A 12,976-nucleotide genomic window follows, 5' to 3' on the forward strand; every position below is an offset into this window, starting at 1 on the left:
CGGGTGGCTTTCTATTCGCCCACGCCTAGAGAGTGCACATAAACGGCGAGAGCCTTGATTGTCGCGTCATCCAGACGACCCTCCCAAGCAGGCATATGTGCGTTGCGGGCATTGTAAACGGTCGTGTAGATTTCTTCCTCAGAGCCACCAAACAACCAATCGCGATCGGTCAGGTTCGGTGCGCCGACGGAGCGGTCGCCTGTTCCATCTTCTCCATGACAGGTGGCGCATTGAGCAGCGAACAGGTCGGCACCGCGCTGTGCACTGCGTACGTCGTGCACATCTTGACCAGAAATCAGCAAAACATGGTTCACGACATCATCGATCTGTTGCGACGAAAGAAGGCGGTCGCGGCCAAAGGCAGGCATCTGCGAGAAGCGCGTGTCGGGATCTTCGTCATGCCGGATGCCGTGGCGAAGCGTGTACTCAATACCGTCAAGGGTACCAGACCAGAGCCAGACATCGTCTGCGAGACGCGGATATCCCTTCGCACCAGTACCACCAGCGCCATGGCAGGTCGCGCAGTTATCGCCAAATGCACTTTCACCAGCGGCCATTGCGAATTGCTGGAGAGACCGGTCGGTTTCAATCTCTTCAAGACTTGCGGCGACAAGTGCCTGGCCGGCCTGCATCCTCTCGGTCCGCATTGCGTCGATCTGCTCAGCGACACTCACGCGATCGGAGTGGTCTCCAATGCCCCGTGTGTTCGTGCCGAGCCCAGGAAGCGCGGGAATGGCTGGCATGATGACCATGTAGACGATCGAGAACGCGATGGTCGCGTACCAGATGTACAGCCACCAGCGGGGCAGGGGATTGTTCAATTCCTTGATACCGTCCCAGGCATGACCCGTCGTCTCAACGCCGGTGTGCTGGTCGATTTCTTTTTCTTGTTCACTCATCTCCGGGCTCCCGGTCTGAAAGTGGAAGTGCTGCGGCGTCGTCGAACCGTTTCTGGTTGCGAGGCCAAAGGGCATAGGCGAGGACGCCAGCAAACAGGATGACGAAGTAGATCAGTCCTCCGGTCTGCGCGAAACTTGAGAGCATTTCGTACATGGCTGTTCCTCCCTAGCGCCGGTTCATCAGGTCTTCGGCTTCGTATGTGGAGAAATCCACAAGCGTGCCGGTCATTTGAAGATAAGCGACCAGTGCATCCATTTCGGTGATGCGGTCTGGATCGCGATCAAAGTCGCGGATTTGGACCGTCCCTTCACGACCTGCTGCCTCAGTGTAGCGAGCAACGAGGGCGTCTTGTTCGTCGAAGTAGATGTCCGGATCAGCCTGAGCCTGGAGATCGATCTTCGCGTTCTCGATCATCTCATCGGTGTAATCGACACCGACCCATTTCAGCGCTTTCAGGTCCGCTTCGATATTGCGGTAGTCGAGCTTCTTCTCTGCCAGGAAGGCGTACGGAGGCATAATCGATTCCGGCACAAGAGAGCGCGGATCGATAAGGTGATCGACATGCCATTCGTCGGAGTATTTGTTACCGACCCGGGCCAGATCCGGCCCTGTCCGTTTCGAACCCCACTGGAATGGGTGATCATACATCGACTCCGCAGCCAGAGAGTAGTGCCCGTAACGCTCAACCTCGTCGCGCAGAGGACGAACCATCTGCGAGTGACACACATAGCAGCCTTCGCGCAGGTAGATGTTGCGGCCAGCCACTTCGAGTGGCGTGTAGGGCCGCATGCCCTCCACCTTCTCGATCGTATTCTCCATGTAGAAGAGAGGTACCATCTGGATGATCCCGCCAATCGAGACCGTGATAAGGATACCGATGGTGAGCAGGAGCGAATGACGCTCTAGAACACCGTGATTGTTGATAATTCCCATGAGTTCACGAGCTCCTATTCGGCAGGCTGCAGGCCGGCGGCCGCAGGTGGATTGCTGTATGCAGGTGCGTTGGCGGGCTGATTGATCCGCTCATTGCCCATGGCGGTACGGACCAGATTGTAGACCATGATCACAGCGCCGCTGAAGTAGAGCAGACCGCCAAGCATACGGATGATGTAGCTGATATGCTTTGCCTCCACGGTTTCGACGAAGCTGTATTCGAGGAAGCCGAACTCGTTGTAGGCACGCCACATGAGGCCTTCGGTGATCCCTGCGAACCACATGGAAATCATGTAGAACAGGATGCCGATCGTTGCGAGCCAGAAGTGCCATTCAACCAGCGCGAGCGAGTACAGGCTTTTGCGTTTCCAGAGCCACTGAGCCAGGCAGTAGAGCGCGCCGAAGGATATGAACCCAACCCAGCCAAGTGCGCCAGAGTGGACGTGTCCGATACCCCATTCGGTGTAGTGGCTGAGCGAGTTCACGGCCCGCACCGACATGAGTGGACCCTCGAAGGTCGACATGCCGTAGAAGGCGAGAGACACGACCATCATCCGGACAACCGGGTCCGTGCGCAGCTTGTCCCAGGCGCCAGCCAGCGTCATGACGCCGTTGATCATACCGCCCCAGCTTGGCATCCACAGCATGATCGAGAAGGTCATGCCGAGCGTCTGCGCCCATTGCGGAAGCGCCGTGTAGTGAAGGTGGTGCGGACCGGCCCAGATGTAGATGAAGATCAGCGACCAGAAGTGAACGATGGACAGCCGGTAGGAATAGACCGGACGGTTCACGCGCTTCGGAATGAAGTAGTACATAATCGCCAGGAACCCGGTCGTCAGGAAAAAGCCGACGGCGTTGTGGCCATACCACCACTGTGTCAGTGCATCCTGAACACCCGCGAAGAGCTGATAGCTTTTAGAGCCGGCGAGATCGACCGGAAGCGACAAATTGTTGACGATGTGCAGCATCGCGATCGTCACAATGAAAGACAGATAGAACCAGTTGGCGACGTAGATGTGAGGTTCTTTCCGCTTCCAGAGCGTGCCGAGGAAGACGAGCAAATAGGCGACCCAGACGAGTGTCAGCCAGAGGTCAGCATACCACTCAGGTTCGGCATATTCTTTCGATTGAGTGATACCCATCAGGTACCCGGTACCGGCAATCAGAATGAAAAGCTGATAACCCCAGTAAACGAACCAGGGCAGCATTCCGCCGAACAGACGGGCCCGAGTCGTCCTTTGGACAACGTAGAAGCTGGTTGCGATCAAGACATTGCCGCCAAACGCGAAAATCACCGCAGAAGTATGCAGCGGGCGAAGGCGTCCGAAGTTGGTGAAACCCCATTCCTCAAAGTAGAACAGGTTCGGCCAGGTCAGCTGACACGCGATGATGATACCAACCAGAAAGCCTGCGATACCCCAGAACATCGCCGCGAACACGCCGAACTTGACGATGGTGTCTTCATACTTCGTCTCATCGAAGGGGTTGCGATCACCAAGTTTGCCCGCCCACAATCCGATGCCAACCAGCCAGGCGAGGACCGCCGACAGAAACATCATCGCATGAACGCCCATAAGGCGGTCTGCGGCATTGGCGCCGATGAAAATTGCCAGAATGGCGAATAGGCCCAGAAACGCAGCAACCCCAAGGGTGCTCGTATCAAGGCCGCGATGTTGTACAGTGGCAGAGTTCAATTTGTTTCCCCTTCCGCAGGCTTCACCCTAACCACAATAAGCGATGCGGATGAGAGCACTTTAGCTACCGCGGCAGGGATATTTGAGTGCACGTTTAGCCTGAATACGGGGTCTTACGTATGGGCCAGCCTGTCGCACTGTGGCTTTACAAGGGCGCAGGCAATATGCAGGAGATCACGTCATGCTCAAAATCTTCGTCTTTGTCGTCGGGGCGGCCATCGTCGCGATCAGTTTGCCGCAAGTCCTTGCCCATCATGCCCGAGCAGAGCTGATGCAGTTGGCGTGGTGCTCGTCGTCAGGGCAGGGCGCACCGGCGAATTCGTTGTTTCAAATGCACTGCATTGCCTGCCCGACATTCCTCATTGGAGCGGCAGCTATGGTTCTCGCACCGATGACTGAGCTGTTCCAGCGTTTCCGTTTCATGAGAACCCAGTCCTAGAAGCCGTGCGGCCAGGACACATCAACATATTGACCGCAACCCCATGCTTGGCGCATGCCCTTTCTCGGACTTCCAAGGGAGAGGGCGCTGACGCATCAGCAGCAGATCGTGAATATGGCGGAGATGGACGTTGACGCGCTCCATCAACACTTCCGGTCGATCATGGCGTCGGTCCCGGATGCCATGGTTGTCATTAATGAGACGGGCGCCATTACCGCATTCAGTAATACCTCATCGACCCTGTTCGGTTATTCGGAAGATGAAGTCTTAGGGCAGAATGTCAGCCTGCTAATGGCGGGCAAAGACAGGGCCAACCACGACACCTATATCTCTCGGTACCTGCAAACGGGCATTCGCAAGATTATAGGAATCGGCCGCACTGTCACAGCCCGCAGAAAGGATGGCACCCTGTTCCCCATCGATCTCAAGATCGGTGAAGCCAAGATCGGCGAGCACTACCTTTTTACAGCGTTCATGCGTGACCTGACAGAACAGCGTCGCAATGAGACGCGCATGAAGGCCCTCCAGGCGGAACTCGTCCATTTTTCACGCCTCAGCTCAGTGGGCACGATGGCTTCAGCGCTGGCACACGAGCTCAATCAGCCGCTTACCGTCGTGACGAACTACCTTGAAGCCGCTCGCGACCTTCTCGATGCGCCGGATGAGGAAGCCATGAAGATGATTCAGGAAGCGTTGAATGAAGCTGCAAAGCAATCGGTCCGAGCCGGGCAGATTGTTAGAAAACTGCGCGACTACGTCTCTCGCGGCGAAGTCGACAAGCGCCCAACTGAACTTGTTCCGCTTATAAGCGACGCGATTGAGCTCGTGCAGACAGAAATGGGAGAAGGTGTCTGCCGTATCTCTATCTCCATCGCCGAAGACATTCCTGATGTACTGGTCGACCCGATCCAGATTCAGCAAGTTGTGATCAACATTGTTCGAAACGCGATTGAAGCGATGAAAGACACAGATGATTGCGGCATAAAGCTTTCAGCCAGTGTCGTCGGGGAGGACATGGTCATGATATCGATCGAAGATAACGGACCCGGTATCGACCGAGATGTAGCCGACCAGCTCTTCAAGCCACAGGCGAGTACGAAATCGACAGGCATGGGGCTTGGACTTTCAATCTGCAAAACGATCGTCGAAGCTCACGGGGGCACGATCGAGGCCGTGTCTGCCGCAGGGGGAGGCACGCGATTCGTATTCACCCTGGAAAGAGCGGAGGGCACCCATGACCGAGACTGAAAAACCTCTGGTGCATCTTGTCGATGATGATGAAGCGATCCGCCATTCGGCAAGCTTCATGCTTCGCCTGGCAGGTTATCGTGTTCAGACGCACAAGGATGGGGTGTCTTTTCTAGAAGCGCTGAGTGGTGTCGAAAAAGGCTGCATTTTGCTTGATGTGCAAATGCCAAAGCTAAATGGGCTCGAGGTGCAAAAGGAGCTCAATGAACGCGGTTGTGAGATGCCCGTGGTGGTCCTGACCGGTCACGGTGATGTGTCAGTTGCCGTTCAGGCCATGAAGGCTGGTGCAGTGAATTTCGTCGAGAAACCGTACGAAAAACAGGTACTGCTCCAGGCGCTCGACGAGGCCTTTGACCGCCTCGACAGCAAAGCCAAAAGCAACCTTCAGAAAGCCGATGCCGAAAAACGTCTCATGAAGCTCTCGCCACGCGAGCGGGACGTGTTGAATGGACTTGTTGATGGCTTAACAAACAAAGCCATTGCCAATGATCTCGACATATCGCCACGGACCGTCGAAATTCATCGTTCCAACTTGATGGAAAAGCTCGATGTGAAGAGCTTGTCGGCCGCCTTGCACATTGCCTTCGCGGCCGGTCTCGGCGACTGAAATCCGTTCAAGCCTTTATCATTAGATCGGACAAATGGGCCGTGGCGGAGGAGGAGGGATTCGAACCCCCGGAACGTTCGCACGCTCAACGGTTTTCAAGACCGCCGCATTCAACCACTCTGCCACTCCTCCGTGGCCGGGCGTCTGTTTCGGTCAAAGTGCGATGAAATGCAATAGGGCCGCTGAACCTCATTTTCGCCTCAATTCATCGAATTATTAACAGGACGTTTCAGGCCCGAACCAAATTTGCGTCGTATGTTCACCCTGTATCCATCTCACCATGGTAAACAGGATCATCGACAGAAGTTGATTCGTGCGCTCTGCAGAAGTTGAGGCACGCTAAATACCGACCACAGAACGAGGTTCGAATGTCCAGTCTGAAGCTCCTGAGCCATCCGCTATTATTGGCCCTCGCAGCCAGCGTTTCCGTCACGCCCCATGCCTTTGCTGATCGCCGATCGGGCGCGCCAATTCAATATATGGGGCAGGGCAGTGTGCCTCAGGCCAATTCTTCAGCCACTCACGACGCATGGCGTGGACCTGTAACGCGCACGAATTCGTCCGCGCCGCCACAACAACGTGCGAAGGTGAATTTTTCATATCCTGGAACCCCAGGACAGAATGCTCAGCGCCCGTCTGCTCAGATGGCGAGCATCGAATCGACTCCGCGCGCCACTCAGCCTGCCCGAACATCTTCACCGGCCTGGCCTGATGCCTCGACGACCCGCCAGCCTGCCTTGCAAACTGCAGGCGCGCCGCGCTCCCTCGTGCTGGGGGCCAAGGCATCCAACACTTTGTCTGCTCAACGCCCTGAGCCTGTGACGCCAGACTTCCTTCAAGCGACTTCGGAAGAAACAGGTCTTGCGTCGTGGTATGGTGAGGCGTTCCACGGCAACCAGACTGCCAATGGCGAAACTTTTGACATGTACGCCATGACCGCAGCGCATCGCACATTGCCACTGCCGAGCCTCGTGCAGGTGATCAATGAGGAAAACGGCAAGGAAATCGTGGTTCGCGTGAATGATCGCGGTCCGTTTATCGACGACCGGATCATCGATCTCTCGATGAAAGCGGCTTCCGCCCTTGATATTATCGATCAAGGCGAAGCTGAGGTCACGGTTCGCTACCTGGGTCCTGCCCCAGCTGTCGAAAGGTCGCCGGTGATGGTGGCTGAGGCAACATCGCCCACCACTCAGGCGCTGCCGCCGATCGTACCCGTCGACGCTGAAGCGAAACCGCGTACCGACCTTTACGGCGATATCCTGATGGGCGGTATGGAGCCGTCACTGGGTATTCCAGATCCCGGTCAGGCAGTCGCAACGCCCGCTCGCATCGCGATCGCGACACCGCCGGCATCGAAACCTGATCTGGATTTGACGCCAGCCCCCGTGCGTGAGGCTGCACTGCCTACGCCACAACGGCTGCAGGTCTCGGCAACGCCGAATAATTCATCGTCGGCGCCCAAATTCCAGCCGAAGATCTTTGTACAAGTTGGCTCGTTTGCCGATATCAGCAATGCGCAAGGCATGGATGCACAGGTCGGTCGCCAGTTTCCGGTCGATATAGAATCGGTTCGGGTCCAGGGCGCCGACTATTTCCGGGTACTTGTTGGACCATTCCCAACCCGCAGCGCCGCAGATATGGCAAAATACCAGCTGAGCCAACGCGGCATCAAAGATGGCTTCGTCGTGCTGAGATAATTGCAGGCAGGCATTGACGCCCGTCTCAAAGCGGCCCTTTTTCTAGGTCATGACTGAAAGCGGCACCCAACCGCTCCCGACCTGGAGAAAGGCAGCATGAATTTCACCAGACTTTGCACCTCACTCGCTGTTGCCGCGCTCGCTGCGTGGCCGGCGTCCGCACAACTCATAGATACCGAGGCCGAATTCGCGGTCATCATGGACTATGAGACGCAGGATATCCTGTTCTCCAAGAATGGCGACGCGCCGATGATACCGGCGTCCATGACGAAGATCATGACGGCCCACGTTGTTTATGAGGCGATTGAGGATGGCGAAATCGCGCTAGATGACACGCTACCGGTCAGCGAACGCGCATGGCGTGAAGGCGGCTGGGCTACGGGCGGCTCCACCATGGGCCTCAAGATAGATGAAACGCCAACCGTGGAAAATCTTCTGCGGGGTGTCATTATCCTGTCCGGCAACGATGCCTGTATCGTGCTTGCCGAGGGCCTCGCCGGTTCAGAATCAGCGTTCGCAGACCGCATGACCGATCTTGCGCAAGATATGGGACTCGACTCGGCCAGCTTTAAGAATGCCAGCGGTCTTTACGCTGAGGGCCATGTGATTTCGGCGGCCGATCTCGCCAGGCTTGCGCGTATGGAAATCGACAAATTCCCTCAATATTACCGGTTTTACTCCGAAAAGGAGATGACCTGGAACGGTATCACGCAAGGCAACCGAAACCCTCTCCTCTACTCGATGGATGGGGCCGACGGTCTCAAGACAGGACATCTCGAAATTTCGGGTTACGGCCTGACCGCATCAGCCGTCCGCGACGGAAAGCGCCGCATCCTGGTGATCAACGGTCTGGATAGCTCCCAGGCCCGCGCTGACGAAGCGGAACGCCTTATGCGTTTGGCGTTTACCGCATTCGACACAAAAACAATCGAGCCGTCAGATGAGCCCCTCGCAACGCTTCCGGTCTGGAACGGTGAAACGCGCACAGTTGGCGTCAAATTGCAGGCGCCGGTACGGGTCGCGGCCCACAAACGTGCATTCGGTGATGCGAAGATGGAAGTTGTTTACGACGGCCCGCTGGTCGCCCCGATAACTGCTGGCGATGTGGTCGGGTCCCTGTTGATCACGCTTGAGGGCAAAAGCGAGCCGATTTCGGCTCCGCTCGTGGCAACCGACAATGTCGCGAAACTCGGCTTCATCGGTCGCGCGGTTGAGGGCTTGAGCCTGAAGCTTTCGGGGAATGATGCTGCGGAGTCATGAGCCGTGGCTGCTTCATAACGATAGAAGGCGGCGAGGGTGCGGGTAAGTCGACCTTGATCAGCGGTCTGGAGCGTGAACTTTCTGCGCGCGGGCTTGAGATTGTTACGACACGTGAGCCAGGTGGCACCGTCCTGGCCGAACAAATCCGCAATCTCGTGCTCAACCCACCAGATGCGTCCGATTGGAGCCCGATCGCAGAAGCCTTGCTGATGAACGCCGCGCGCGCAGACCATGTCGAAAAGAAGATCGCTCCCGCACTGGAGGGTGGACGATGGGTGATCTGTGATCGGTTTGCAGATTCAACTCGGGTCTATCAGGGCATCGGGGGCGTTGGAGACGAGGTGCTGCGCCTCATGCAGGTGGAGGTCACGCAGCTCGCATCACCGGACATCACGCTGGTAATGGATGGTCCGGTGGAGAAGCTCATAAATCGTCGAGACGCACGTGGGACAAGCGATGTTTTCGAACGACGGCCATTGGATTTTCACCGTAAAGTTCGAGACAGGTTTCTGGCCATCGCAACGGCAGAGCCAGATCGATGTGCCGTGCTTGACGCAATGCAGGCGCCCGAAGAGGTCCTGCGCGCAGCGATGAACGTCATTGACCAAAGAGTGCCTTCATAGATGACCAAAGTAGCGCTTCCACTTTATGGGCATGACGCGCAGCAGGCGGAGTTCCTTTCGGCGCTTGCCAGCGGCAGGCTTCACCATGCTTGGATCATTGAAGGCCCATCCGGGATCGGCAAGGCTCGCTTCGTAACCCGGCTAGCATCCGTTATTCTGGGCGCAAAACCGTCGGATGCAGATCCAGCCGGCGCTCCAGATGACGACCCTGTCATGCAGAAGGTCATATCGTCGGGCCATCCAGATCTGAAGCATGTCCAACGGCAACTGAATGACAAGGGCGCGCTCAAACAAGACATTGCCGTCGATCAGATCCGGGACTTGAACGCATTCTTTTCGCTGAAGCCGGCGCTAGGAGGATGGCGCATCGGAATACTGGACTCATTGGATGAGATGAATGTCAGCGGTCTCAACGCGGTGCTGAAAACGCTCGAAGAACCTCCACCGAAGGCGCTTATTTTCCTGATTTCGCATATGACAACGCCGATCCTTCCAACGATCCGTTCGCGTTGCCAAACTCTGAGGCTGCAGGCATTGAATGAGGGTCAAACCCGTTCAGTTTTGAGTGAATCCGGCACCGAAAGTACGGATGCCGTAGTGTCACTTGTTAAGGGACGTCCTGGGCGAGCCGAAGAACTGATGGGTGCCAAGGTTCTGGCGGCCGCGAATGCAGCCCAAAGTTTGCTAAAGGCCATGCCACGACCGAATGAGGCTGTATTATCTCAGGCGATCGCTTCAGCGGCTGAGGACGACACAGCTTTCCGAGTTTTTGCTTCAGAAGTCCTGGATTGGCTTGAAGCTCGAACGCAGAGCGATGCAGGCTGGGCCTCAACATGGTTCGAGAGCCAGAGAATTGTATCCTCGCAGCGAAATTTGCACATGCCGGCCATTCAGGCTGCATCTAAACTGGTAGGCTGTCTTCAATCTGCCTTTCATGGTCGGTAGAACCGCCGACATGTTTGATACCCATGTAAACCTGCACGCGGATGCTTTCAGTGATGACCTGGAAGACGTTTTGGCGCGCGCCAGAGCTGCCGGAGTCACGCGCTTTCTCGCCATCTGCGACCGATATGACAATTACGAGCGCGTCAAAGCCATCTCGGCAGCCAATCCAGACATTTGGAACACAGTCGGCGTCCATCCTCACCATGCCAAGGACTTTACAGACCTTCCGGTCAAGGCCCTCATTGATGCCGCCAACGACCCGAAAACTGTCGCCATTGGTGAGACCGGGCTCGATTTTCATTACGGATATTCGAATGAGGCCGATCAGGTCGCCCACTTCCGCCGGCATATCACTGCAGCACGCGAAACAGGGCTGCCATTGGTTGTTCACACGCGAGAAGCCGATGAGTTGACGGGCGATATACTCGAAGAAGAACATGCCAAAGGCGGGTTCCAGATCCTGTTGCATTGCTACACGGGAGGTCAGGACCTGGCCGACCGAGGCCTTCAGCTGGGTGCCTACGTGTCTGTGTCTGGCATCTTGTCGTTCAAAAGCGCGAAAGACGTCAGAGCGGTCATCAGCACGGTTCCCTTGGACAAGATCATCCTCGAAACTGACTGCCCATATCTTGCACCAGTTCCATATCGCGGACGCCGAAATGAGCCGTCATATCTGCCTCACGTCGCGGACGCACTGTCCGAGTTGAAAGGCCACACTCGTGAAGAAATTGCATCAATTTGCCAGAATAATGCATTAAATTTATTCAAAAAAGTTGCGCGCACATGAGCAACACGGCACGGCTGACGTTTCTTGGCACAGGATCTTCGGGCGGCGTACCGCGCGTGGGAAACGACTGGGGAGTCTGTGATCCCAGCGAGCATCGCAATCGCCGTCGACGTTGCAGCGTTTTGATCGATCTAGGCAACCTCGCGGCCCCTGACACTTGTACGCGTGTCTTGATCGATTCCGCGCCTGATCTTCGCGAACAGCTGCTGGATGCGCGTGTGTCGCATTTGGATGGTCTGGTTTATTCGCATGATCACGCGGATCAGAGCCACGGCATAGATGACGTGCGCGCTCTGGCTCTCAGAATGGGAAGACAGATACCAACCTATATGGATGCAGCGACGGCTTCGACCTTAACGTCGAGATTCGAGTACTGCTTCCAGGGGAAGGGGGGCTATCCTCCGATACTGGACCTCAATCCGCTCATCGAGCCCGAACAGCCGTTTTCCGTGACCGGCGAAGGCGGGGCTCTCAAATTACTTCCAGTCAAACAATATCACGGGCGCATCATCAGTCTTGGGTTCCGCGTCGGAGAACTGGCTTACTGCAACGATCTTCACGATCTGCCAGACGAGAGCTTCGATCAGCTTTCCGGAACGAACGTGCTGATCGTCGATGCACTACGTTATAAGCCACACCCAAGCCATGCTCATCTTGAGCGCGCGTTAGACTGGATTGAGCGCATTCAGCCTCAGAAAGCGTTTCTCACGAACCTGCATATCGATATGGACTATCAGACACTGTGTAGAGAACTGCCTGACCATGTGCGCCCCGCCTATGACGGCCTTTGCATTGATTTCACAGCCTAATCCAGATCCCGCATTTCCCATAATATAGATTATGCAATCTTCGGCATAAGCTTGGTTCGATAGATTTAGGCGTCAGCGCTGTGGTCAGTCGTGCAACTGACTCATGCTCTTCCGTGAACGACCAGGTTCGATTTACAGGTTGATCCCGCTGTAGACCTTCATGAATCAGCTATTAACGTTTCGAGCAGATCGAACTGAATAAGGCGACCGCCATGTCCCCTCCTCCCCCGCCCACCGAATTTGACCGGTTGAAAACCATTATGGCGAAGCTGCGTGATCCAGACTCCGGTTGCCCGTGGGATGTTGAGCAGACATTCGAGACAATTGCGCCTTATACAATCGAAGAAGCGTATGAGGTCGCTGATGCGATCGAACGAGCAGATTTTGATGACCTGCGTGACGAACTCGGTGATTTGCTCTTACAGGTCGTTTTTCACAGTCAGATGGCGAGTGAGGCTGGTCTGTTCACGGTCGAAGACGTTGCGCGATCCATCAATGACAAGATGATCCGGCGTCACCCTCATGTCTTTTCTGATGCGGCGTATCACACAGCTGAGGAGCAAACGTTCGCCTGGGAGGAAATAAAAGCCAGTGAGCGCTCTAAAAAGACCGGCGATGTGTCCGCACTCGATGGTGTGGCGAACGCCCTCCCAGCGCTGATGCGCGCAGAAAAGCTTCAGAAGCGCGCGGCGCGCACCGGATTCGACTGGACCAATCCCGAAGATATTCTCGACAAAGTTGCTGAGGAAACAGACGAAGTAAGTGACGCAATTGCCAGCGGTAATTTAGAAAATATCGAGGACGAGATCGGCGATCTGTTGTTTGTCGTCGCCAATTTGGCGCGGCGCTTCAAGCTCGACCCGGAAATTGCGCTGAGAAAAGCTACCGCAAAGTTCGAACGCCGGTTCAAGAAGATGGAACTGCTGGCCATACAAGACAATCAGGACTTTGCATCTCTGTCTCTGGACGAGCAAGACAAACTCTGGAAACGCGTCAAACAAACTGAATGATGGCTGGCCGCGGACAGCGAC

At 55.9% G+C, this 12,976-nt stretch carries 14 protein-coding genes and 1 tRNA gene; 10 read left to right on the forward strand and 5 right to left on the reverse strand.

All coding sequences use genetic code 11. The annotated features are described in order from the left end of the window. Positions 1-11 precede the first annotated feature (11 nt). The 4 genes from ccoP to ccoN are packed head-to-tail and all read right to left on the reverse strand — an operon-like array spanning position 12 to position 3,527. Positions 12-899, reverse strand: a complete 888-nt coding sequence (ccoP, locus tag WNY37_RS11580) for a cytochrome-c oxidase, cbb3-type subunit III (RefSeq protein ID WP_342973548.1) — start codon at positions 897-899, stop codon at positions 12-14. Further along, positions 892-1,053 (reverse strand): cbb3-type cytochrome c oxidase subunit 3, encoded by a 162-nt coding sequence (locus WNY37_RS11585; RefSeq protein ID WP_342973549.1) that lies wholly within the window; start codon positions 1,051-1,053, stop codon positions 892-894. Before WNY37_RS11585 ends, ccoP begins: the two co-directional genes overlap by 8 nt. Before the next feature lie 12 nt (positions 1,054-1,065). Beyond that, entirely contained in the window at positions 1,066-1,833 is a 768-nt protein-coding gene (ccoO, locus tag WNY37_RS11590; RefSeq protein ID WP_342973550.1) for a cytochrome-c oxidase, cbb3-type subunit II, read from the reverse strand. Positions 1,834-1,847: 14 nt separating this feature from the next. Next, on the reverse strand, positions 1,848-3,527 hold the full coding sequence (gene ccoN / locus WNY37_RS11595; RefSeq protein ID WP_342973551.1) for a cytochrome-c oxidase, cbb3-type subunit I: 1,680 nt from the start codon (positions 3,525-3,527) through the stop codon (positions 1,848-1,850). A gap of 181 nt (positions 3,528-3,708) precedes the next feature. On the opposite strand from ccoN, the gene WNY37_RS11600 reads away from it, so the two are divergent. The 3 genes from WNY37_RS11600 (at position 3,709) to WNY37_RS11610 (ending at position 5,821) form a co-directional block, all read left to right on the forward strand. Then, on the forward strand, positions 3,709-3,966 hold the full coding sequence (locus tag WNY37_RS11600; protein WP_342973552.1) for a hypothetical protein: 258 nt from the start codon (positions 3,709-3,711) through the stop codon (positions 3,964-3,966). Between the two features lie 114 nt (positions 3,967-4,080). Next, positions 4,081-5,214, forward strand: coding sequence for an ATP-binding protein (locus tag WNY37_RS11605; protein ID WP_342973553.1), 1,134 nt, complete (start codon positions 4,081-4,083; stop codon positions 5,212-5,214). Continuing rightward, the gene (locus WNY37_RS11610) at positions 5,201-5,821 is read left to right on the forward strand and encodes a response regulator (RefSeq protein ID WP_342973554.1); all 621 of its coding nucleotides are present in this window, start codon (positions 5,201-5,203) and stop codon (positions 5,819-5,821) included. The genes WNY37_RS11605 and WNY37_RS11610 overlap by 14 nt, the downstream gene beginning before the upstream one ends. Positions 5,822-5,863: 42 nt before the next feature. Here the strand turns inward: WNY37_RS11610 and WNY37_RS11615 are convergent. After that, positions 5,864-5,953 (reverse strand) — tRNA-Ser (locus WNY37_RS11615). Positions 5,954-6,465: 512 nt separating this feature from the next. Between WNY37_RS11615 and WNY37_RS11620 the strand changes: the two genes are divergently transcribed. The 7 genes from WNY37_RS11620 (at position 6,466) to mazG (ending at position 12,955) form a co-directional block, all read left to right on the forward strand. After that, positions 6,466-7,521 (forward strand): septal ring lytic transglycosylase RlpA family protein, encoded by a 1,056-nt coding sequence (locus tag WNY37_RS11620; protein ID WP_342973555.1) that lies wholly within the window; start codon positions 6,466-6,468, stop codon positions 7,519-7,521. A gap of 96 nt (positions 7,522-7,617) precedes the next feature. After that, entirely contained in the window at positions 7,618-8,781 is a 1,164-nt protein-coding gene (locus tag WNY37_RS11625; RefSeq protein ID WP_342973556.1) for a D-alanyl-D-alanine carboxypeptidase family protein, read from the forward strand. Beyond that, complete coding sequence (tmk, locus tag WNY37_RS11630) at positions 8,778-9,404, forward strand: dTMP kinase (RefSeq protein ID WP_342973557.1); 627 nt, start codon at positions 8,778-8,780, stop codon at positions 9,402-9,404. Before WNY37_RS11625 ends, tmk begins: the two co-directional genes overlap by 4 nt. Then, positions 9,405-10,349, forward strand: a complete 945-nt coding sequence (locus tag WNY37_RS11635) for a hypothetical protein (protein WP_342973558.1) — start codon at positions 9,405-9,407, stop codon at positions 10,347-10,349. Between the two features lie 10 nt (positions 10,350-10,359). Continuing rightward, the gene (locus tag WNY37_RS11640) at positions 10,360-11,136 is read left to right on the forward strand and encodes a TatD family hydrolase (RefSeq protein ID WP_342973559.1); all 777 of its coding nucleotides are present in this window, start codon (positions 10,360-10,362) and stop codon (positions 11,134-11,136) included. Next, positions 11,133-11,945, forward strand: coding sequence for an MBL fold metallo-hydrolase (locus WNY37_RS11645; RefSeq protein ID WP_342973560.1), 813 nt, complete (start codon positions 11,133-11,135; stop codon positions 11,943-11,945). Before WNY37_RS11640 ends, WNY37_RS11645 begins: the two co-directional genes overlap by 4 nt. Before the next feature lie 212 nt (positions 11,946-12,157). Beyond that, entirely contained in the window at positions 12,158-12,955 is a 798-nt protein-coding gene (mazG, locus tag WNY37_RS11650; protein WP_342973561.1) for a nucleoside triphosphate pyrophosphohydrolase, read from the forward strand. Positions 12,956-12,976 lie beyond the last annotated feature (21 nt).

It is taken from the genome of Henriciella sp. AS95, from assembly GCF_038900055.1.
Lineage (GTDB): Bacteria > Pseudomonadota > Alphaproteobacteria > Caulobacterales > Hyphomonadaceae > Henriciella.

Coding starts and splice junctions, on each gene's coding strand:
- ccoP (WP_342973548.1), bottom strand. CDS start 899: ATGAGTGAACAAGAAAAAGAAATCGACCAGCACACCGGCGTTGAGACG.
- WNY37_RS11585 (WP_342973549.1), bottom strand. CDS start 1,053: ATGTACGAAATGCTCTCAAGTTTCGCGCAGACCGGAGGACTGATCTAC.
- ccoO (WP_342973550.1), bottom strand. CDS start 1,833: ATGGGAATTATCAACAATCACGGTGTTCTAGAGCGTCATTCGCTCCTG.
- WNY37_RS11600 (WP_342973552.1), top strand. CDS start 3,709: ATGCTCAAAATCTTCGTCTTTGTCGTCGGGGCGGCCATCGTCGCGATC.
- WNY37_RS11605 (WP_342973553.1), top strand. CDS start 4,081: ATGGCGGAGATGGACGTTGACGCGCTCCATCAACACTTCCGGTCGATC.
- WNY37_RS11610 (WP_342973554.1), top strand. CDS start 5,201: ATGACCGAGACTGAAAAACCTCTGGTGCATCTTGTCGATGATGATGAA.
- WNY37_RS11620 (WP_342973555.1), top strand. CDS start 6,466: ATGGCGAGCATCGAATCGACTCCGCGCGCCACTCAGCCTGCCCGAACA.
- WNY37_RS11625 (WP_342973556.1), top strand. CDS start 7,618: ATGAATTTCACCAGACTTTGCACCTCACTCGCTGTTGCCGCGCTCGCT.
- tmk (WP_342973557.1), top strand. CDS start 8,778: ATGAGCCGTGGCTGCTTCATAACGATAGAAGGCGGCGAGGGTGCGGGT.
- WNY37_RS11635 (WP_342973558.1), top strand. CDS start 9,405: ATGACCAAAGTAGCGCTTCCACTTTATGGGCATGACGCGCAGCAGGCG.
- WNY37_RS11640 (WP_342973559.1), top strand. CDS start 10,360: ATGTTTGATACCCATGTAAACCTGCACGCGGATGCTTTCAGTGATGAC.
- WNY37_RS11645 (WP_342973560.1), top strand. CDS start 11,133: ATGAGCAACACGGCACGGCTGACGTTTCTTGGCACAGGATCTTCGGGC.
- mazG (WP_342973561.1), top strand. CDS start 12,158: ATGTCCCCTCCTCCCCCGCCCACCGAATTTGACCGGTTGAAAACCATT.